Genomic DNA, 18,602 nt, shown 5'->3' on the forward strand with positions numbered 1-18,602 from the left:
TGACGGATGGCGGACGCACCGCTATATAGACGGAATCGCTCCCGCCCGTTCCGGCGGGCCGCGGCGCTTTGGAGTCCTTGCATGTCCCGTCCTCTCCGCCTCGGCGTGAACATCGACCATGTGGCGACCGTCCGCAACGCACGCGGCGGGGCGCATCCCGATCCGGTGCGCGCGGCGAAGCTGGCCATCGAGGCCGGTGCCGACGGGATCACCGCCCATCTGCGCGAGGACCGCCGCCACATCGTGGATCGCGACATCGAACGGCTGATGGCCGAGATCGACCGTCCGCTGAACTTCGAGATGGCGGCGACCGGCGAGATGCTGGGCATCGCGCTCCGCCACAAGCCGCACGCCGCCTGCCTCGTCCCGGAAAAGCGCACGGAGGTGACGACCGAGGGCGGGCTGGACGTGATCGGCCAGTACGACCATCTGGTCCGCCCGGTCGGCGAACTGGGTGCCGCCGGCATCCGCGTCTCGCTGTTCATCGATCCGGAGCCGGCGCAGCTCGACGCCGCCAAGCGCCTCGGCGCCCCGGTGGTGGAACTGCACACCGGCGCCTATTGCGACGCCCACAGCCCGGCGGAGCGCGAGGCGGAACTGGCGCGCATCGTCCGCGCCGCCGCCCATGCCGAGGCGATCGGGCTGGAATGCCATGCCGGCCACGGCCTGAGCTACGACACCGTCGGCCCCGTGGCGGCGATCCAGACCATCGTGGAGCTGAACATCGGCCATTTCCTGATCGGCGAGGCGATCTTCGTCGGGCTGACCAACTCCATCGCCCGCATGCGCAAGGCGATGGACAGGGCGCGCGCCGCCGGACTGCCGGCATGACGATATCCGGCACCATCCTCGGCATCGGCAACGACCTGATCGACATCCGGCGGGTCGAGAAGTCGCTGGAACGCTTCGGACAGCGCTTCATCGACCGCATCTTCACCGATGTCGAGCAGGCCAAGTCCGAGCGCCGCGCCGGCTCCGCCGCGAAGAACAACGCGCGGGCCTCCACCTACGCCAAGCGCTTCGCCGCCAAGGAGGCCTGTTCCAAGGCGCTGGGCACCGGCTTCCGCGACGGCGTCTTCTGGCGCGACATGGGGGTGGTCAACCTGCCGTCCGGCCAGCCGACGATGCGGTTGACCGGCGGCGCGCTGGCCCGGCTGGAGGCGATCACGCCGCCGGGCATGCGCGCGAAAATCCATGTGACGCTGACCGACGAATACCCGATGGCGGAAGCGTTCGTCGTCATCAGCGCCGAGCCTGTCCAGTCCGTCCCCAATTCGTCCACAACGCCCACCGAAACGGCGACCCCAGAATGACCTTTCAGAAAGAAACGGCGCCCACTGCCAAAGCCAAGGAATCCGGGTTCGCCGAAACCGTCAAGACGGTGATCTTCGCCGTGCTGATCGCCTTCGGCGTGCGGACCTTCGCCTTCGAGCCGTTCAACATCCCGTCGGGCTCGATGATCCCGACGCTGCTGATCGGCGATTACCTGTTCGTGTCGAAGTTCAGCTACGGCTACAGCAAATACACGGTCGGCTTCGGCCTGCCGCTGTTCGAGGGCCGCATCCTCGGCTCCGAGCCGGAGCGGGGCGACGTGGCGGTGTTCAAGCTGCCGCGCGACAACAAGACCGACTACATCAAGCGGGTGATCGGCCTGCCGGGCGACACCGTCCAGATGATCGGCGGCATCCTGCACATCAACGGCCAGCCGGTGAAGCGGGAGCGGATCGAGGATTACGTGACCACGGATTCGCTGGGCCGCAGCATCCGCACGGCGCAGTTCCTCGAAACGCTGCCCAACGGCCGCACCCACCGCATCATCGAGGAATTGGACAACGGCCCGCTCGACAACACGCCGGTGTTCAAGGTGCCGCCCGGCCATCTCTTCATGATGGGCGACAACCGCGACAACTCGCTCGACAGCCGCGTGCCGTCGCAGGTCGGGTTCGTCCCCATCGAAAACATGGTCGGCCGGGCCGAATTCCTGTTCTTCTCGCTCGACGAGGGCACGCGCTTCTACGAAATCTGGCGCTGGCCGGTCGACCTGCGCTTCAGCCGTCTGTTCAACGGAGTCCGGTAAGTGTCCACCGTCACCAAGGCGCCCGCCGATCCGGGCGCCGGCTCCGACATCCAGCCCGATGGCGCCGCCCGGTCCGCGGACGTCGCCAGCCTTGCGCAGGCGCTGGGGTATGAGTTTTCCGACCCGTCGCTCCTGCACGATGCCGTCACCCACCCCAGCCTGATGGGGCTGGAGCGGGTCGGCCGCAAGGGGCACAAGGGGCCGGGCATCGCCTATGAGCGGCTGGAGTTCCTGGGCGACCGCGTCGTCGGGCTGGTCGTCGCGCAATGGCTGCTCGAACGCTATCCGAACGAACGCGAGGGCGCGCTGGCCAAACGGCATGCCGCGCTGGTGCGCCGGGAATCGCTGGGCCGCGTCGCCGACGCCATCGGGCTGGGCGCCTATCTGCGCCTGTCGCCGGCGGAGGCGCAGAGCGGCGGGCGGGAGAACCGCACCATCCTGGGCGACGCCTGCGAAGCGGTGCTGGGCGCCATGTATCTCGATGGCGGGCTGGAGCCGGTGACGCGCTTCGTCCGCCAGGCTCTGGCCGGCGAGATCGACAAGGCGACGCCGCCGCCGCTGGACAGCAAGACGACGTTGCAGGAATGGGCGCAGGGCCGCGGCAAGCCGCTGCCACGCTATGAACAGATCGAACGCAGCGGCCCGGCGCACGAGCCGCTGTTCGTGGTTGCGGTGCATGTCGAGGGGATGGAGCCGGTCTCCGGTTCCGGCTCCTCGAAGCGCATCGCGGAAAAGAAGGCGGCCAGCGCGTTGCTGCGCCAGGTGGGAGTGCAAGTCGATGACTGACGGTCGCGACGACATCGACAAGACGAAGATCCAGCCCGGTTCCGAAGCTGCGGAGCCGACTCCGGAGCCCGTGGGGGAACCCGTGCCGGACGACGAGGCGCTCGAAGACGCCGGCCTCGAGGGTGAGGATGCCGCCGAAGAGGGCGACTTCGACGACGAAGAGGACGGCGAATACGAGGACGACGACTACGACGACGATGAGGACGCCCCGCGCGGGCAGCCCATCTCCGTCCTGCCGCCGTTGCCGACGATGCCGGACCATCCGCGCTGCGGCTTCATCGCGCTGGTCGGTGCGCCGAATGCCGGCAAGTCGACGCTGCTGAACGCGATGATCGGCAGCAAGGTGTCGATCGTCAGCCCGAAGGTGCAGACCACCCGCACCCGCGTGCTCGGCATCACCATCCAGGGCGATGCCCAGATGATCTTCGTCGACACCCCCGGCATCTTCAAGCCGAAGCGCCGGTTGGACCGCGCCATGGTGGCGGCTGCCTGGCAGGGGGCGGAGGATGCCGACGTGATCGGCGTGCTCTACGACGTGTCGCGCCGCTCCATCGACGAGGACACTCGCAGCATCGTCGCCCGGCTGAAGGAACAGGGGCGCGAAGCCATCCTGATCCTGAACAAGATCGATCTGGTGAAGCGCGACGTCCTGCTGGGCATCGCCGACGCCTTCCGGCAGGAGGGCATCTTCTCCGACATCTTCATGGTGTCGGCCTTCACCGAGGACGGCGTCGCCCATCTGAAGCAGTTCCTGGCCGACCGTCTGCCGGAAGGGCCGTGGCATTTCCCGGAGGACCAGATCTCCGACATGCCGATGCGCCTGCTGGCGGCGGAGATCACCCGCGAGAAGCTGTTCCTCCAGCTTCACCAGGAGCTTCCCTATTCCGCCACGGTCGAGACCGAGGTGTGGGAGGAGTTCGACGACGGCTCGGTCAAGATCTCGCAGGTCATCTTCGTGCAGCGCGAAAGCCAGAAGGCCATCGTGCTGGGCAAGGGCGGCCAGCGGATCAAGGCGCTGGGATCGGCCGCGCGCTCCGAGCTGACGCACATGCTGGAACGCCGCGTCCACCTGATCCTGTTCGTGAAGGTGCGCGAGGGCTGGGTCGACGATCCGGAACGCTACTCGGCCTGGGGCCTCGATTTCGGAGCGTCCTGACCTCGTGGCGTCCCGCCCCATGAAAAAGGCCCTCTCCTGCGGGAGAGGGCCTTTTCATTTGTCCGCCGTTGAGCGGTTTCGTCAGGCGGCGATCAGGCGCAGATGGCCGTCGAAATCGTCGAGCGCGCGCATCAGGTCCATCATCGCCTGATCGGCCTGGGCGCGGGCGAAGGGCCATGCGTCGTCATCGGCCATGTGGGCGGCCTCGATGCGGGCGATGGCGCGATTGTTCAGGCCGCGGAGACGGTCGAGCGTGCGTTCCCACGTCTCGCGCCGGTTGCTGTCCGCGCGCTCCACCATCGATCGCAGGGTTTCCATGCGGTCGGTGGCGCGCAGCACCAGATCACGGCTCAACGTGTCGAAAGCTTGCCGGTTGCGGCGGCTCATGAAGTGTCCTCCTTTGATCCTCAACCGTTTTTTGACTTCTTGGCGCTTTTGACCTCTCGGCCGGATGGAAAGATATCCCCGCGCCGACATGACGAAAACACGCCGGAAGCGCAGTCGGCACAGCCCGTTTGGGAGATGCCGCCCGGTTTTCGCGGTGCGATTTCGCAGTTGCGGAATACCTGTCCGAATCCAAATCCCGCCGGGCCGCCAAGCCCATCAAGGACAAGGCAAACCCGGTGGCCAAGGAAGTCATCCTGGTTGGATTGCGTTTCCTCCATGGCCGGTTTCATCCGGCCCGTTCCTGTTTTTATACGCCGTCATTTTGACGACGTTCTTTTGTTTTGGTGACGCTTTTGTGCCGGAATGCCGCTGTCGGGTCAATTCGCCCAAAAATCATAGTCGGCGCGCAATCTGTCGCAGCCTTAAGGCGAGGTTGTAGACCTGTTATTCAGCAGAAAGTCGGAAGTGGTAGACCTGGCGGGAGCGCGGTCCTGATCCTATGCGTGCGTGTTCACTCGGCCGCGACGGCATAGGCGGGGACGGCCTCGGCATTGGCCGGCTCAGGCAAGACGGAGCCGCAGCAGGGGGCGGCGGCCGGCGTCGCCACGACGGCTGCGGCAGCGGCGGCCTGCTGTGCGAAGATAGCGCGGTGTTCGCTGGCCATGCTGCGCATGGTCGGAACGCATTTGCCGCACTGGACCTGGCAATTGTGATGGCGGAACACCGAGGCCGGGGTCGTGGCGCCCTGATCGAGCGCAGCCTTGACCTTCTTATCGTTCAACGCGTGGCAGATGCAGACGAACATAAGCCCTCGGCGAAAATCGGTTTCGGATGAGGTGTCCTGAGCCCAGCAATAGCTGAGAGTGAGAATCGTTGTCAATGCAGCAATTGCGAGCCAATCGCATATAAGAAGTTTCGAGACGCTTTGTCACAGCCCCCTTCGCGTCACGCCGAAAGGGGTGAGCCGCATCCTTGCGCTTGCATTCGACGGCCGGCAGCGGTAGCCCGTGGGGCATGGACGACAGCACCCCCAAAACCGCCTCCCCGAATGCCCCCGGCACCGACCCGAAAGCCATTCCCGGCGCGGTGGTGACCCCGCTTGGCCAGACCATCTATCTGGCGGCGGACGGCTTCCTCGACGATCTGGTGGCGGAACTGGGGGATGTCGCATCGGTCGACGGCCGGCTGGTCTTCGTCGACGGTCCGGCCCGGCCGGCGGCCTGGGCGCAGAACATCTGGTACGACCCGGTCCGCATCGACTTCCCTTCGATCAAGGGCGGGGCAAAGGCTCTGCGCGGCATCCAGCGCAATTGGGCGCTGTGGTCGCAGCGCCATCACCGCCGCGCCGCCCTGATCCAGGAAAACCTGCCGCATGTGTCGGCCAAGCCGGTGGTCTTCCCGTCGCCCCTGCCGACGGCGCCGCTGGGCTCCTGGACGCTGGTGGACGAGTCCACCATCATCGCCGCGGCGCACTGTTCCAGCCCCTTCCGCAACGGCGAGGTGACCTTCGTCGAGAACCGCACGGCGCCGCCCAACCGGGCCTATCTGAAGCTGTGGGAGGCGCTGACCCTGTTCGGCGAGCAGCCGGGACCGGGCGACCGCTGTCTCGACCTCGGCGCCTGTCCCGGCGGCTGGACCTGGGTGCTGCACGAGCTGGGGGCGTCGGTGGTCAGCGTCGACAAGGCGCCGCTCGATCCGGCCATCGCCGCCCTGCCGCGGGTGGAGATCCGCCAGGAGAGCGCCTTCGGCCTGAAGCCGGCGACGGTCGGTCCGGTCGATTGGCTGTGCTGCGACGTGATCTGCTATCCGACCCGCCTGCTGCGGCTGGTGAAGGAGTGGATGGACAGCGGGCTGGCCAAGCGCTTCGTCTGCACGCTGAAGTTCCAGGCGGACACCGACCATGAGACCGCCCGCGCCTTCGCGGAGATCCCCGGCGGCCGGGTGCTCCACCTCCACCACAACAAGCACGAGCTGACCTGGATCTGGCCGGCGAAATAAGGGCCGGCAAAATAAGAGCCAGTACTGGGCTCAGGCCAGCGCCCGCCCCTCGGCATAGCCATAGCTGACGTAATGCTGCTTGGCGGCGGTCAGGTTGCCGCCGACGGCGGTGCGGACGTCCGGGTTCGCCGCCAGATAGGCGGCGGCGTTGAAGCGGGTCAGCGAACGGCCCTCCAGCCGGCCGCTGACGATGTAATGCAGTTCCACCGCTTCGCGGTTGTCGCCGAAGGCGGCGATCAGGTCGGGGTTGCTGGCCTCGTAGGACAGCGTGTCGAACAGGGTGGAGCTGCGGCCCTCGCGGTTGCCGGCCTCGATGTAATGGCGGGTGGCGGCGGCGACGTCGCTGCCGAAGCTGGTCAGCAGGTCGCCATAGCCGGCCAGATAATTGTAGGGATCGAAGCCGGTCAGGCTGCGGCCCTCATAGACGCCGGCACCGATCAGATGCTGGGTCGCCGCCGCGGCGTTGGTGCCGAGTGCTGCGATCAGGTCGCTGTTGGAGGCGACGTAGCGCAGCGCGTCGAAACTGCCGGACACCATCGACGACAGGGCGGTGCTGCCGTCGGCGAAGCGCAGATAGTCGATGTTGGTCAGCAGGTCGTTGCCGTCGGCGCCGCTGACGATGTAGCGGCCGGCGTCCAGCGACTGGACGCGGTACTGCGCACGGCGTCCGCTGAGCACCACGGTGTCGGTCCCGGCGCCGCCGTCGATGACGTTGCCCAGATCGTTGACGGTGAAGCTGTCGTTCCCGCTGCCGCCGGTCGCCAGCTGCACCCTGGTGCCATAGGCCAGAGCCAGGAAGGTCGTGCCGCCGGCGCTGCTGAACTGGCCGCTGCGCAAATCCAGCGACAGGTCGGCCGTCTGGGCGGCACCGTTCAGGCTGTTGTGGCCGGTGGGGTCCCACAGGGTGGTGAAGCTGGCGGTGTTCAGCGCATAGCCGGTGTCGCCGGCCCCGGTCGCCATGTTGGCGCCGTAGAGATACTGGATCGCGGCGATGTCGTAGAGGCTGGGGCCGGTCAGGTAGGTCCCCGACGGCAGCGCGGCGTTCTCGTTGTAGGACATGATGCTGAACGCATAATTGTCCGTCGCCGCCGGCAGATAGGGCCCCTCCGTTCCGTCGTCGGTGCCGGCGTTGTAGTTGCCGGGATGCTTCAGCCCCAGCGCATGGCCGATCTCGTGGATGACGGTCATGTAGCTGTAGCTGCCCGACGTCGGGTTGGTGTTCCCGGCGCTGTCGTTGGCCAGGAACACCTGTCCGCCCTGGATGCCGGTGGAGGGATAATAGGCGTAGGCCGCCGACTGGCCGCGCTGCCGGTTGGTCCCGAAGGCGACCGCCGCGCTCGCGGCGTCGGAAATCTCCACGAAGGTGACGTTGGCGACCGCGCTCCAGGCCGCCAGCGCCTGCCGGACGGCGGCGCGCTGGGCCGTGCTCATGGCGGCGAAACCGGTGGAGTTGGCGGAGGAGACCTGCCGCGCGCTGGTCAGGAAGCCATAGGTGACGGTGGCGGCGGCGCCGACGGAGCCGCCGTCCAGCACCGTGCCGTTGTTGCCCCAATGCGGTGTTCCGCTGGCGAGCAGGGTGGCGACGGTGTCGGACGGCGCAGACTGGCTCATGGACGCTGGCTCTCGCGGTGATCGGGGAGGGGCAAACAGGGAAGGGCAGGCGGGGACATGGCCCGGACGAACGCCGAGACACGAGGGATATATGGCTGATACGGAAGACGGGAACAGCCTCCAGCGCAACCGGTCAGGCGCGGCGCAGGGCCAGTTCGATGGAGGGGCGCAGCATGGAGGCGGCGGCATGGCCGATCTCCACCGCCTCGGCGGCGCGGTCGAACTCCAGGATGCCGATATGGGCCAGCCGCGGCGCGATCAGCACGTCGGGCGGTTCGCCGGCCAGACGGGACCGGGTGATGCGGTCCTGCATGATGTCGATGGAGCCGGCCATCACCTCCAGCGCGTTGGGCATATGCTTGTGGGCATGGGCGTCGTCGATCTGGTCGGCCAGGAACTGGGTGCGCCGGCTGGGCTTGCGGCCGAGCCATGTCGAGATCTGGCTGGTCAGGTGGGACAAGGCGGGGGAACCGGCGTCGCCGCCCGCCACCACCGGTTCCGGCGCCTTGACCGCGACCGTGTTGCCGCCGATTCCCTTGCCGCCAAGCCCTTTCCCGGTCAGCCCCTTGCCGGCGGTGCGGCCGGTCGGCCGGCCCAGCGGCGACAGCTCGCTGTTCAGGTTGACCGCGACCACGATGTCGGCCCCCAGCGCCCGGCAGAGCGAGACCGGCACCGGATTGACCAGGGCGCCGTCCACCAGCAGGTGATGGTCGCGCCGCACCGCGGGGAACAGGCCGGGCATGGCGGCCGAGGCCATCACCGCCGACATCAGCGGGCCGTCGCGCAGCCACATCTCGCGCCCCGTCGACAGGTCGGTGGCGACGGTGGCGAAGGGCATCGGCAGCTTTTCGATCAGGACGTTGCTGCGCTCGTTGTCGAAGCGGCCGAACGCCTTCTCGGCCGCCACCAGACCGCCGCGGCGGAAGGTGAGGTCGATGATGCCCAGCATGCCGAGCCAGCCCATCTTCTGCGCCCAGGCCTGAAGCTCGTCGAGCTGGTCTGTCAGATAGGCGGCCCCCACCGCGGCGCCGATCGAGGTGCCGCAGATAATGTCGGGCTTGATCCCGATCTCCTCCAGTGCGCGCAGGACGCCGATGTGCGCCCAGCCGCGCGCCGCACCGCTGCCCAGCGCAAGCCCGATCTTCAGGTCGGTTCCCTTCGCCATCCGCATCTCCCGTCGGCGCCCCCGGTGTCGGGGGCCAGATGCCCCCGGGCATCGGAGGCTGGATGCCTCCGGCATCGGAGGCTTGATCTAGAGCTTATCATCTAGGCATTACCGCCCGGTTTCGGAAGCGGCCGGAAGTGGCACGCCGCCGGAGACGACGGCATCGCCACCCGCGAGATGGGAAATGTCGAAAATTTGGCCGATGTTTGACCTGGATCAGAGGTTGGCTGGGCATGACTGTGGCAATTCTGTGCCACTGGTCGAGCATTGTCGTGGTGCCGGGTGATTTTAACCATGCGTCAACTGCCCGGGATGCAGTTTCGTTGCGTTGCAGTGTAGTTCCCGAACCCCGGAAGGTTTGTCATGGCCGACGAACTGAAAAGCTTCAGAAAAGACTGGAAGCGCTGGTCGCCGATGGAGCGGCTGGTTGCCGTCACCGTGCTGGCCCTGATCGCGCTCCTCGGTGCGCCGGCTGCCGCCAGCCTGTTCTGAACCACGCCGCCGGCGAGGCCGGCACCCATGCGGTTGCGCCGGCCACAGTGTGATGCGCGGGCAACTCGGGCACGGTGTCAGGACCCTTGGCGGGGTCATCTTTACGGGCTCTTAACCCTCGCGCCCTAGGCTTTGTCGGCTCGGACAGTTCCTTGGACGGTTGGGCGCCACAAGCGGTCGGAGCATCGAACCTCCGCCGTGGAAGGCACCGACGGTGCGCTCGCCGGAGGGCGCGAACCGGGGAGGTTCCGGCACTTTCCGCCAAGGCCTTGCCCCTCTCGCTGGACACGCCCGATGACCTTCTCCGCCCAATCCGCCGTGACGGAACAGAAGCTCCTGAGACAGCGCCTCGACACCGCCTTCGCGGAAGCCGCACAGCCGCTGTCGCGCGACGAGGTGACGGACATCGTCCGCAACATCCTGGGCAGCATGGACGGCGACATCTCCGCCACCGACCTGCGCCTGTACAAGGAGGTGGTGGACCTCGCCAAGTACATCGAGACGGCCAAGCAGGAGATCGCTGCGCTCCAGCCGGCCGAAATCCGCGACGAACACATCCGCACCGCGACGGACGAGCTGGACGCGGTGATCGGCGCGACGGAAAAGGCGACCTTCGCCATCTTCGACGCCTGCGACGCCATCGGCGCCGTCGCCGGACAGACGGATGCCGGCACCTCGGCCAAGCTGAACGACCAGATCACCGCGATCTACGAGGCCTGCAACTTCCAGGACATTACCGGCCAGCGCATCAGCAAGGTGGTGCGCACGCTGAAGCACATCGAATCGAAGGTGGACATGATCGTCGCCGCCTTCGGCAGCGAGGTGCGGCAGAACCACGCCCCGCGGCTGGCGAAGCTGGCGGCGGAGGAGGCGGAGGCCGCCGTGCATTTCGAGCCGATGAGCGCGGCGGAGGCCGATCAGCAGCTTCTGCATGGCCCGCAGCTGCCGGGCAACGCCATGGACCAGGACGAGATCGACCGTCTGCTGGCCAGTTTCGACTGACGCCATGCTGCCCGGCTCCCCCATCAGCAGGCCCGGCGGCGGGCACACGGCCCAGGGCATCGCCCCAGGGGCGGGAGGCGCCGGATTGCCGTTGCTGCTGCGGGCCGGGCGCGCCGGCGGTTCGGGCAGCCATGCCAATCCGAACAACGGCAGCATCCTGCTTCTGCTGTCGCTGTTCCTGCTGCTCCTGGTCTTCTTCATCGTGCTGAACGCCCATTCGGTGCAGACGGTGCAGAAGGTCAAGGCGGTCGCCGCCTCGCTGGAGCGGACCTTCCCCAGCTTCGTCATCGATCCGCGCCTGCGCGACGGATCCGAACCGGTGGCCTCGCGCGCCGGGACCGTCTTCGCCGTGCAGCGGCTGGAGGATGTCGGCACCCTGTTCGCCACCGCGGTCGCGGTCTCCAAGGTGGAGGTGGTCGCCCCCGGCCAGCTGCTGGAGGTGCGCCTGCCCGCCGACGATTTGTTCGTTCCCGGCACCATGACCCTGCGGCCGGACCGGCAGGGGCTGATCGACCGCATCGCCGACGCGCTCCGCCAGTCGCGCCAGGGCGAGCGGGTGGAGTTGGACGCGCTGCTCGGCATCGGCCCGACGGGAACGCCCAGCCAGCCGCCGGGGCCGGTCGCCCGTGCCGGCGTGCTGGCCCGCGCCCTGGTCGAGGATGGGGCGCCGGCCCGCAACGTCACCGTCGGTATCGAACGCGGCGAGCCCGGCGGGGTGCGGCTGCTGTTCTCCCTGCGCTGGGACGAGGACGGGGCGGCCCGTCCGGTCGCGAAGGCGGCACCGGCGAAGCCCACCACACCGACCAATACCGTCCCTGCGAATACGGCACCGGCGAAAGCCGAGGTGCGGAAATGATCCGCGTTCCCCGGATCGCCGGCAGGGCGGACGATGGCGGCGCCCAGCGCAAGACGCTGTGGCTGATCAGCTTCACAGACCTGATCTCACTCATGCTCGCCTTCTTCGTGCTGATGTATTCGATGAGCGAGCCGGAGGCGGAGCGCTGGACCCGTCTGGCGAAGGGCGTGTCGGAGTCGATCCCGGCCGCGCGCTCGACCGCGACGACCCCGTCGGACCGGCCGGCCGATCCCGGCGCCGCCTTCAACGCCATGGCGGTGGAGGCGAGGGCGGCCATCGACCTGCATTATCTGGCCGCCTTGCTGGGAAGCCAGCTGCGGTCGAACGCGGAGCTGGCGGTGGTCGATGTCCGGCGCGAAGATGACCGGGTGGTCATCCGCCTGCCGGGAGAGCGGATGTTCGACCCCACCGGTGCCGCCTTCACCGAGGAGGGGCGGCGGGTGCTGTTCCTGCTGGGTGCCGTCATCGGCCGCATCGGCAACCGCATCGAGCTGGTCGGCCATGCGGAGCATGAGGACACGACCGGCGGCGTCGCCTGGGAACGGGCGCTGACGCGGGCGGTCGCCGTCTCCGCCGCCCTGCGCGAGACCGGCTATCGCCGCGATCTGGTGGCGCGGGCGGTGATGATGCCGGTGGACGGGGTAGGGATTGGGGCAGGGATTGCCGGCGATGTGTCGGGCGGCGGGGGGCGCCTGCCGGTCGACATCGTGGTGCGCGAGGAAGGAGCGGATTGAGGTGACGGACGGCTCGGGCTATCGACGGAAGCGCTGGCTGCGCGGCTGTGCCGCCGCGGTGGCGCTGCTTGCCGTGCCGGTCCTGCTCTCCACCCTGCCGGCCGATGCCGCCAGCGTGCCGGTGCGCGGCGGCACCCACAAGGATTTCGGCCGTCTGGTCTTCGACTGGCCGGGCAAGGTCGATTTCACCGCGGCGGTCGAGGGCGACCGGCTGGTCATCGCCTTCACCGAACCCATCGACGCCCCGGTCGACCGGCTGGTGCGGGCGCTGCCCGACTATCTCGCCGCCGGGCGGGTGGAGGCCGATGGAAAGACGGTGTCCTTCGACCTGAAGCGCCCGGTTTCGCTGAAGAGCTTCCGCAACGGCAATGCCGTCGCCATCGACCTGTCGCCCGCGGCGGCGGGCGCCGCCCCGCAGCAGGCCAATGCCAATGCCGAGCCCGCGCCGCCGGCCCCCGCGAAGGCGGATGCCGCGAAGCCGGTGCCGTCCGCCGGCCGGCTGCGGGTGCAGGGGGGCGACCAGCCCGACCGGAGCCGCCTGACCTTCGATTGGCCGGCCCCGGTCGGCTACAAGGTGACCCGCGACGGCGCCGCGGTGACCGTCGCCTTCGACAAGGGCGGCACCGCCGACCTGTCGGCCCTGCCCAAGGCACCGCTGCGCAACATCCGCAACATTGAATCCTACCGCCAGCCCGACGGCTCGCTGGCGGTCACGCTCGCCGTGCCGCAGGACGCCGAGGTGAGCGACAGCGCGTCGGGCAAGTCGATGGTGCTGACCGTCGGCAATCCGGGATCGCGCGCCGGCCTGAAGAGCGACGGCGCCGCTCCGGCAGCCGTTGCGCCCGCTTCGGGCTCCCAAGGGACGCCGGCCGGGCCGGGCAGCCAGGGCGCCAGCGGCAACCAGGGCGCCAGCCAGCCTGCACCGGCGAAGGACGTAGCCAAGGAGGGCGGCAAGGACGCCCCCACCGTGGCGTCGGCCACCTCCGGCCGGTCGGCCGTCGCCGCGAACGCCGCCGCGGCCAACACTGCCGCCAACCCGGCTCCTGCCGCTCCGCCGGCCGAGGCCAAGGCGGCTCCGGCGGCTGCTGCCGATGCGAAGGCCCAGCTGGCGGCGGGGCCGAAGGGGCCGGTGCTGACCTTCGACACCGGCGGCCCTGCCTCCATCGCGGTCTATCCGCGGGCGGGACAGCTCTACATCGCCTTCGACCGGCCGATGCCGATCGGCGCCGGCAAGCTCAGCGGTCCCGGCGCCGAGCTGATGGGCGCGGTGGAGCCGGTGCCGGCGACCGGCGGCAGCGTCTTCCGCACCAAGATCGGCCCGATGGTGTGGCCGACGGTGGAGCGGCAGGGCACCACATGGCGCATCCTGTCCTCCGCCCGCCCCGCCAACATGGGCAGCACCGGCGACCTGCGGGTCGAGCCGGACCCCGATTTCCTGCTGGGCGCCCGGCTGCTGGTGCGGGCCCCCGATGCGGCCAACGTCGTGCAGTTCGCCGACCCGGACGTCGGCGACCGCATCCAGGTCGTTCCGCTTCCCAGCCCGGGGCAGGGGGTGCCCGAACCCCACCGCTATCCGGACCTTGAGGTCATGGCCTCCTACCAGGGCGTGGTGGTGCGGCCGATCTCCGACAATGTGACGGTGCGGGCGATCAAGGAGGGGGTGGAGCTGACCACCGCCGGCGGCCTGCACATCTCGCCCACCGCCGATTCCGGCAACGCGGCGTCACCGCCGCCGCCCGCCGCCGTCCCGCCGTCGGCCGCTCCGCAGCCGGTTCCGGCGCAGCTGGCCGCCGCGCCGATGCCGGCGCCACCGGCCGGCGGGTCGTCCGCCGCCATGGAGCCGCCCAAGGTCCAGCCCGCCCAAACGCCCGCCCAGATGCAGGGGCGCCGGCTGTTCAACCTGCCGGCCTGGAAGCGCGGCGAGCTCGACCATTTCACCGAGGCGCGGCAGGACCTCCAGCTCGCCGTCGTCAACGCGCCGGAATCGGAGCGGCCGAAGGCGCAGCTCGATCTCGCCCGCTTCTATTTCGCCAACGGGTTCGGGCAGGAGACGCTCGGCCTGCTGGACGTGCTGCAACAGAACCAGCCCGACCTGGAAGGCTGGCCGGAGTTCCGGGCCTTGCGCGGCGCCGCCCGCGTGCTGACCGGCGATCTCGACGGCGGCGAGGCCGACCTGTCGATCCCCTCGCTCGCCGGCAATCCGGAAGCCAATCTGTGGCGCGCCGCCATCGCCGCGGACCGCCGCGACTGGCCCAAGGCGATGGCCGGCTTCAAGGCGTCGGGCCAGATCCTGAACAGCTATCCCGATCCGATGCTGGGCAAGCTCGGGCTGCGGGCGGCGGAGGCGGCGCTGGAAACGCGCGACACCGCGACCGCCAAGCGGCTGTTCGACCGCGTCATCGAGCATGGCGGCCCGGATCAGGAGGAGAACCCGCAGACCCAGTATCTGCGCGGCCTGCTCTATGCCCAGACCGGCGAGATCGATCAGGCACGCCAGCAGCTGACCGCCGCCTACAACAGCTACGACCGCTTCTACCGTGCCAAGGCCGGGCTGGCGCTGACCAATCTGGAGCTGTCGGAAGGCAAGATGTCGCCGACCGCGGCGGCGGAGCAGCTGGCCGGCTTGACCTTCACCTGGCGCGGCGACGATCTGGAGATGCAGATCCGCTCGCGCATGGGCGAGGTGCTGATCGCCGGCGGTGAATATGCCAAGGGCTTCAACACGATGAAGGAGACGGCTGCCCTGGTCGCCGACACGCCGCGGGCCGAGGCGATCACCAAGGAGATGTCGCGCATCTTCGCCGACCTCTACAAGGACGGGGCGCAGCGCCTGCCCACGCTGGACGCCATGCAGCTCTACGACCAGTTCCGCGAGCTGACCCCGGTGGGCGAGGCCGGCGACGAGATCATCCGGCAACTGGCGGAACGGCTGATTTCCATCGACCTGCTGAACCGCGCCGCCGACCTGCTGCAGCATCAGGTCGAATACCGCCTGTCCGGGCTCGACAAGGCGCGGGTCGGCACCCGGCTGGCCTCGGTCCGGCTGCTCGACAACAAGCCGGAAGAGGCGTTGAAGGCGCTGGAACTGTCGAACGTCGCCGGGCTGCCGGCCGATCTGGCGGCGGAGCGGCGGCTGATGCAGGCCAAGGCGCTGGCGGAATTGAACCGCGGCGACGAGGCGATGCAGATTCTGGCCCAGGACGACAGCACCAACGCCAATCTGCTGCGCGTCGACATCGCCTGGAAGGGGCAGAAGTGGGATGCGGCGGCGCTGGCGCTGAACAAGGTGATCGGAGCGCCGCCAGCACCGGGCAAGCCGCTCGATCCCAACATGTCGCAGCTCGTGCTGAACCGTGCCGTCGCGCTGGCGCTGGCCGGCGACGGCAACGGGCTCAACCTGCTGAAAAAGGATTTTGAAGGGTCGATGAAGGGCGGGCCGAACGAGGATGCCTTCCGCATTCTGACCCGCCCCGAACAGGCGATGGGCCTGATCGACGTCGGCACGATCCGCTCCCGCGTCGCGGAAGTGGATATGTTCAAGAAGTTTTTGAAGCAGTATCGCGGCGGCAAGCAATCCGCGGACAAGCCGACCTCTTAAATCGGCGGAATGCCGGGCGGAAAACGCCGCCCGCCGCCGCCCGCATTCCTGCGGTTACTTCGGCAGTAGAACCTTGTCGATGACATGGACGACGCCGTTGGACTGCTGGACGTCGGCGATGGTGACGCGGGCGGTGTTGCCCGACGCGTCGGCGACCATCACGGCATCGCCGGACTGGGTGAAAGTCAGCGGCATGCCTTCCACCGTCTTCAGCATCGCCTTGCCGTTGCCCTTCTTGATGTCCGCCACGAGGTCCTTGGCGTCCAGCTTGCCCGGAATGACGTGGTAGGTCAGCACCTTGGTCAGCTGGCCCTTGTTCTCAGGCTTCAGCAGCGTGTCGACGGTGCCGGCGGGCAGTGCGGCGAAGGCCTCGTTGGTCGGGGCGAAGACGGTGAAGGGGCCCTTGCCGTTCAGCGTGTCGACCAGCCCGGCGGCCTTCACGGCGGCGACGAGGGTGGTGTGGTCCTTCGACTGGGATGCGTTCTCCACGATGGTCTTGCTGGGGTACATCGGCGCGCCCCCGACCATCTTTTCCATGGCGGCATTGGCGCAGCCGGCAAAAAGAAGGGTGGCGATCGCCACGGTGGCAACCTTCTTCATAGCATTTCCTCTTATCGGTGAAGGTCCGCTTCCCGCGGACACAACACCGATACGGAGGCTTCTTTCGCTCAGATCACCATTTTTTCTGTTGGTGGCGGCGATTTCCGCGAGAGCGAAGGAGGTAAGTCTTCGGTCGTGCCCAGCCGTCCTTCAACCGGCTACAGCTGTACCTGCGTGCCGAGTTCCACCACGCGGTTGGGCGGCAGCTTGAAGAAATCGGTGGCGCTGACCGAGGTGCGCGACATCACCACGAACAGCTTCTCCCGCCACAGCGCCATCTGGGAGTTCATCTGCGGGATCAGCGTCTCCCGGCCCAGGAAGAAGGAGGTCGCCATCACGTCGAACTCCAGCCCGAACGCCTTGCACAGGCGCAGGGCCTTGGGAATATTCGGCTCCTGCGAGAAGCCGTAGCGCACCGTGATGCGGTAGAAGCCGTCGGCCAGCCCCTCGACCAGCACGCGGTCCTTGGCCGGGACGCGCGGCACGTCGTCCACCACCACGGTGACGAAGACGACGCGCTCGTGCAGGACCTGATTGTGCTTCAAATTGTGCAGCAGGGCGATCGGCACGGTGTTGGAGCTGGAGGTCATGAAGACCGCCGTGCCCTTCACCCGATGGATGTCGCCCTTCTTCGCCTGCCGCTGGATGAAGGCGTCGAGCGGCAGCGATTCCTCGGCCAGCCGCTTGGTCAGCACCGCGCGGCCGCGGCGCCAGGTGGACATCAGGCCCAGCGTGACGCAGGCGATCACCAGCGGCACCCAGCCGCCATGGGGGATCTTCACCGCATTGGCGGCGAAGAAGGAGACCTCCACCGTCAGGAAGGCGGCGCCGACCCCGAAACAGACCGGCAGGCTCCAGTTCCAGCGGCGGCGGGCCACCACCAGGAACAGGCTGGTGGTGATGATCATGTCGCCGGTCACCGCGATGCCGTAGGCGGCGGCGAGGCGGCTGGAGGACTGGAACACCAGGACGAGGCCCAGCACCGCGGCCAGCAGGCCCCAGTTGGCGCGGGGGATGTAGATCTGCCCTTCCTCCTCGTTGGAGGTGTGGCGGATGTCGAGACGCGGGCAGAGCCCGAGCTGCACCGCCTGCCGGGTCAGCGAGAACACGCCGGAAATGACCGCCTGGCTGGCGATGACGGCGGCGGCGGTGGACAGGCCGATCAGCGGATAGAGCGCCCAATCCGGCGCCAGCAGGTAGAATGGGCTGCGCACCGCCGTCGGGTCGTTCAGCAGCAGCGCGCACTGGCCCAGATAGTTCAGCAGCAGCGCCGGCAGCACCACCGCCAGCCAGGCCACCTGGATGGGGCGGCGGCCGAAATGGCCCATGTCGGCATAGAGCGCCTCGCCGCCGGTCACCGCCAGCACCACGGCACCCAGCACCAGGAAACCGGCGATGCCGTGGTCGGCGAAGAAGGAGATGGCGTAGAGCGGGTTGAAGGCGACCAGCACGCTCGGCTGCTCGATCACCTCCAGCAGACCGAGGACGCCCAGCGTGGCGAACCAGGCCAGCATGATCGGACCGAACAGCGCCCCGACGCGCGAGGTGCCGTGGCTCTGGATGGCGAACAGGGCGATCACGATGGCGACGGTCAGCGGCACCACCGCCGATTCCAGCGCCGGCTCGGCCACGCCCAGGCCTTCCACCGCGGACAGCACGGACATCGCCGGGGTGATCATGCCGTCGCCGTAGAACAGCGCGGCACCGAACAGCCCCAGCGCCGTCAGCACGGTCAGCCGGCCCGAGGCGTCGGGCCGCGTCTTCGACGCCAGCGCCAGCAGGGAGAGGATGCCTCCCTCGCCCTTGTTGTCGGCCCGCATGACGAAGCCCACATATTTGACGGTGACGACCATCACCAGTGCCCAGAACACCAGCGACATGATGCCCAGCACGTTGTCGTGGGTCAGCGGCAGCCCATGCTCGCCGCCGAAGCATTCGCGCAGCGTGTAGAGCGGGCTGGTGCCGATGTCGCCGAAGACGACGCCCAGGGCACCGAGGGTCAGCGTCGCGAGCTTGCCGGTGTCGGGCTGCGCGGCCTTCAAAGCGGTATCAGTCATGCAGTGATTGCGGTCCGAAGTTGGTCCGTCGTTCAAAACGCCCGTTCGATGGCGCCCGTGGTGGCGGCGATGGTCGCCGGGCC

General features: G+C 68.4%; 18 protein-coding genes. 11 read left to right on the top strand and 7 right to left on the bottom strand.

Features of this window, described 5'->3' with window-relative positions:
- The first annotated feature begins 81 nt into the window (after positions 1-81).
- The 5 genes from ACWPN8_RS07260 (at position 82) to era (ending at position 4,019) form a co-directional block, all read left to right on the top strand.
- Complete coding sequence (locus tag ACWPN8_RS07260; protein ID WP_109451980.1) at positions 82-831, top strand: pyridoxine 5'-phosphate synthase; 750 nt, start codon at positions 82-84, stop codon at positions 829-831.
- Positions 828-1,313: a holo-ACP synthase gene (gene acpS, locus ACWPN8_RS07265; protein WP_492240345.1), complete on the top strand. Its 486-nt coding sequence runs from the start codon at positions 828-830 to the stop codon at positions 1,311-1,313. Before ACWPN8_RS07260 ends, acpS begins: the two co-directional genes overlap by 4 nt.
- The gene (gene lepB, locus ACWPN8_RS07270) at positions 1,310-2,077 is read left to right on the top strand and encodes a signal peptidase I (protein ID WP_492240346.1); all 768 of its coding nucleotides are present in this window, start codon (positions 1,310-1,312) and stop codon (positions 2,075-2,077) included. Before acpS ends, lepB begins: the two co-directional genes overlap by 4 nt.
- Positions 2,078-2,863 (top strand): ribonuclease III, encoded by a 786-nt coding sequence (gene rnc / locus ACWPN8_RS07275; protein ID WP_492240347.1) that lies wholly within the window; start codon positions 2,078-2,080, stop codon positions 2,861-2,863. It abuts the gene before it with no gap.
- A gap of 250 nt (positions 2,864-3,113) precedes the next feature.
- Positions 3,114-4,019 (top strand): GTPase Era, encoded by a 906-nt coding sequence (era, locus tag ACWPN8_RS07280; protein WP_109453340.1) that lies wholly within the window; start codon positions 3,114-3,116, stop codon positions 4,017-4,019.
- Positions 4,020-4,100: 81 nt separating this feature from the next.
- On the opposite strand, the gene ACWPN8_RS07285 is transcribed toward era, so the two are convergent.
- From ACWPN8_RS07285 to ACWPN8_RS07295, 3 genes are all read right to left on the bottom strand, one after another.
- Positions 4,101-4,406 (bottom strand): hypothetical protein, encoded by a 306-nt coding sequence (locus ACWPN8_RS07285; protein WP_098740106.1) that lies wholly within the window; start codon positions 4,404-4,406, stop codon positions 4,101-4,103.
- 20 nt (positions 4,407-4,426) lie between these two features.
- On the bottom strand, positions 4,427-4,696 hold the full coding sequence (locus tag ACWPN8_RS07290) for a hypothetical protein (RefSeq protein WP_492240348.1): 270 nt from the start codon (positions 4,694-4,696) through the stop codon (positions 4,427-4,429).
- 221 nt (positions 4,697-4,917) lie between these two features.
- The gene (locus tag ACWPN8_RS07295; protein WP_109451972.1) at positions 4,918-5,211 is read right to left on the bottom strand and encodes a (2Fe-2S)-binding protein; all 294 of its coding nucleotides are present in this window, start codon (positions 5,209-5,211) and stop codon (positions 4,918-4,920) included.
- Between the two features lie 209 nt (positions 5,212-5,420).
- Here ACWPN8_RS07295 and ACWPN8_RS07300 point away from each other — a divergent pair, with 209 nt between their 5' ends.
- Positions 5,421-6,404, top strand: coding sequence for an SAM-dependent methyltransferase (locus ACWPN8_RS07300; protein ID WP_492240349.1), 984 nt, complete (start codon positions 5,421-5,423; stop codon positions 6,402-6,404).
- Between the two features lie 30 nt (positions 6,405-6,434).
- On the opposite strand, the gene ACWPN8_RS07305 is transcribed toward ACWPN8_RS07300, so the two are convergent.
- Together ACWPN8_RS07305 and ACWPN8_RS07310 are read right to left on the bottom strand one after the other, a co-directional pair.
- A complete protein-coding gene (locus tag ACWPN8_RS07305; protein WP_492240350.1) occupies positions 6,435-8,015 on the bottom strand; it encodes a matrixin family metalloprotease in 1,581 nt (526 codons plus the stop codon).
- Positions 8,016-8,148: 133 nt separating this feature from the next.
- The gene (locus ACWPN8_RS07310; RefSeq protein WP_492240351.1) at positions 8,149-9,180 is read right to left on the bottom strand and encodes a patatin-like phospholipase family protein; all 1,032 of its coding nucleotides are present in this window, start codon (positions 9,178-9,180) and stop codon (positions 8,149-8,151) included.
- Between the two features lie 363 nt (positions 9,181-9,543).
- On the opposite strand from ACWPN8_RS07310, the gene ACWPN8_RS07315 reads away from it, so the two are divergent.
- The 5 genes from ACWPN8_RS07315 to ACWPN8_RS07335 all read left to right on the top strand — a co-directional run bounded on the left by ACWPN8_RS07315 (position 9,544) and on the right by ACWPN8_RS07335 (position 15,862).
- Positions 9,544-9,672, top strand: coding sequence for a hypothetical protein (locus ACWPN8_RS07315; RefSeq protein WP_492240352.1), 129 nt, complete (start codon positions 9,544-9,546; stop codon positions 9,670-9,672).
- 294 nt (positions 9,673-9,966) lie between these two features.
- The gene (locus ACWPN8_RS07320; RefSeq protein WP_109451966.1) at positions 9,967-10,674 is read left to right on the top strand and encodes a protein phosphatase CheZ; all 708 of its coding nucleotides are present in this window, start codon (positions 9,967-9,969) and stop codon (positions 10,672-10,674) included.
- An 85-nt stretch (positions 10,675-10,759) separates the two neighbouring features.
- A complete protein-coding gene (locus tag ACWPN8_RS07325; protein ID WP_247873330.1) occupies positions 10,760-11,530 on the top strand; it encodes a hypothetical protein in 771 nt (256 codons plus the stop codon).
- Entirely contained in the window at positions 11,527-12,264 is a 738-nt protein-coding gene (locus ACWPN8_RS07330; RefSeq protein ID WP_492240353.1) for an OmpA/MotB family protein, read from the top strand. Before ACWPN8_RS07325 ends, ACWPN8_RS07330 begins: the two co-directional genes overlap by 4 nt.
- 1 nt (position 12,265) lies before the next feature.
- A complete protein-coding gene (locus tag ACWPN8_RS07335; RefSeq protein WP_492240354.1) occupies positions 12,266-15,862 on the top strand; it encodes a tetratricopeptide repeat protein in 3,597 nt (1,198 codons plus the stop codon).
- Between the two features lie 54 nt (positions 15,863-15,916).
- On the opposite strand, the gene ACWPN8_RS07340 is transcribed toward ACWPN8_RS07335, so the two are convergent.
- On the bottom strand, positions 15,917-16,462 hold the full coding sequence (locus ACWPN8_RS07340) for a fasciclin domain-containing protein (RefSeq protein WP_109449518.1): 546 nt from the start codon (positions 16,460-16,462) through the stop codon (positions 15,917-15,919).
- A gap of 158 nt (positions 16,463-16,620) precedes the next feature.
- Entirely contained in the window at positions 16,621-18,519 is a 1,899-nt protein-coding gene (locus tag ACWPN8_RS07345; RefSeq protein ID WP_109449515.1) for a potassium transporter Kup, read from the bottom strand.
- Positions 18,520-18,602: the final 83 nt, after the last annotated feature.

The sequence above is a fragment of the Azospirillum sp. UENF 112521 genome, assembly GCF_058780665.1.

Bases quoted from the DNA above. Each gene is read 5' to 3' on its own strand.
- ACWPN8_RS07260 (WP_109451980.1), top strand. From the start codon at position 82: ATGTCCCGTCCTCTCCGCCTCGGCGTGAACATCGACCATGTGGCGACC.
- acpS (WP_492240345.1), top strand. From the start codon at position 828: ATGACGATATCCGGCACCATCCTCGGCATCGGCAACGACCTGATCGAC.
- lepB (WP_492240346.1), top strand. From the start codon at position 1,310: ATGACCTTTCAGAAAGAAACGGCGCCCACTGCCAAAGCCAAGGAATCC.
- era (WP_109453340.1), top strand. From the start codon at position 3,114: ATGCCGGACCATCCGCGCTGCGGCTTCATCGCGCTGGTCGGTGCGCCG.
- ACWPN8_RS07285 (WP_098740106.1), bottom strand. From the start codon at position 4,406: ATGAGCCGCCGCAACCGGCAAGCTTTCGACACGTTGAGCCGTGATCTG.
- ACWPN8_RS07290 (WP_492240348.1), bottom strand. From the start codon at position 4,696: ATGAAACCGGCCATGGAGGAAACGCAATCCAACCAGGATGACTTCCTT.
- ACWPN8_RS07295 (WP_109451972.1), bottom strand. From the start codon at position 5,211: ATGTTCGTCTGCATCTGCCACGCGTTGAACGATAAGAAGGTCAAGGCT.
- ACWPN8_RS07300 (WP_492240349.1), top strand. From the start codon at position 5,421: ATGGACGACAGCACCCCCAAAACCGCCTCCCCGAATGCCCCCGGCACC.
- ACWPN8_RS07305 (WP_492240350.1), bottom strand. From the start codon at position 8,015: ATGAGCCAGTCTGCGCCGTCCGACACCGTCGCCACCCTGCTCGCCAGC.
- ACWPN8_RS07310 (WP_492240351.1), bottom strand. From the start codon at position 9,180: ATGGCGAAGGGAACCGACCTGAAGATCGGGCTTGCGCTGGGCAGCGGT.
- ACWPN8_RS07315 (WP_492240352.1), top strand. From the start codon at position 9,544: ATGGCCGACGAACTGAAAAGCTTCAGAAAAGACTGGAAGCGCTGGTCG.
- ACWPN8_RS07320 (WP_109451966.1), top strand. From the start codon at position 9,967: ATGACCTTCTCCGCCCAATCCGCCGTGACGGAACAGAAGCTCCTGAGA.
- ACWPN8_RS07330 (WP_492240353.1), top strand. From the start codon at position 11,527: ATGATCCGCGTTCCCCGGATCGCCGGCAGGGCGGACGATGGCGGCGCC.
- ACWPN8_RS07340 (WP_109449518.1), bottom strand. From the start codon at position 16,462: ATGAAGAAGGTTGCCACCGTGGCGATCGCCACCCTTCTTTTTGCCGGC.
- ACWPN8_RS07345 (WP_109449515.1), bottom strand. From the start codon at position 18,519: ATGACTGATACCGCTTTGAAGGCCGCGCAGCCCGACACCGGCAAGCTC.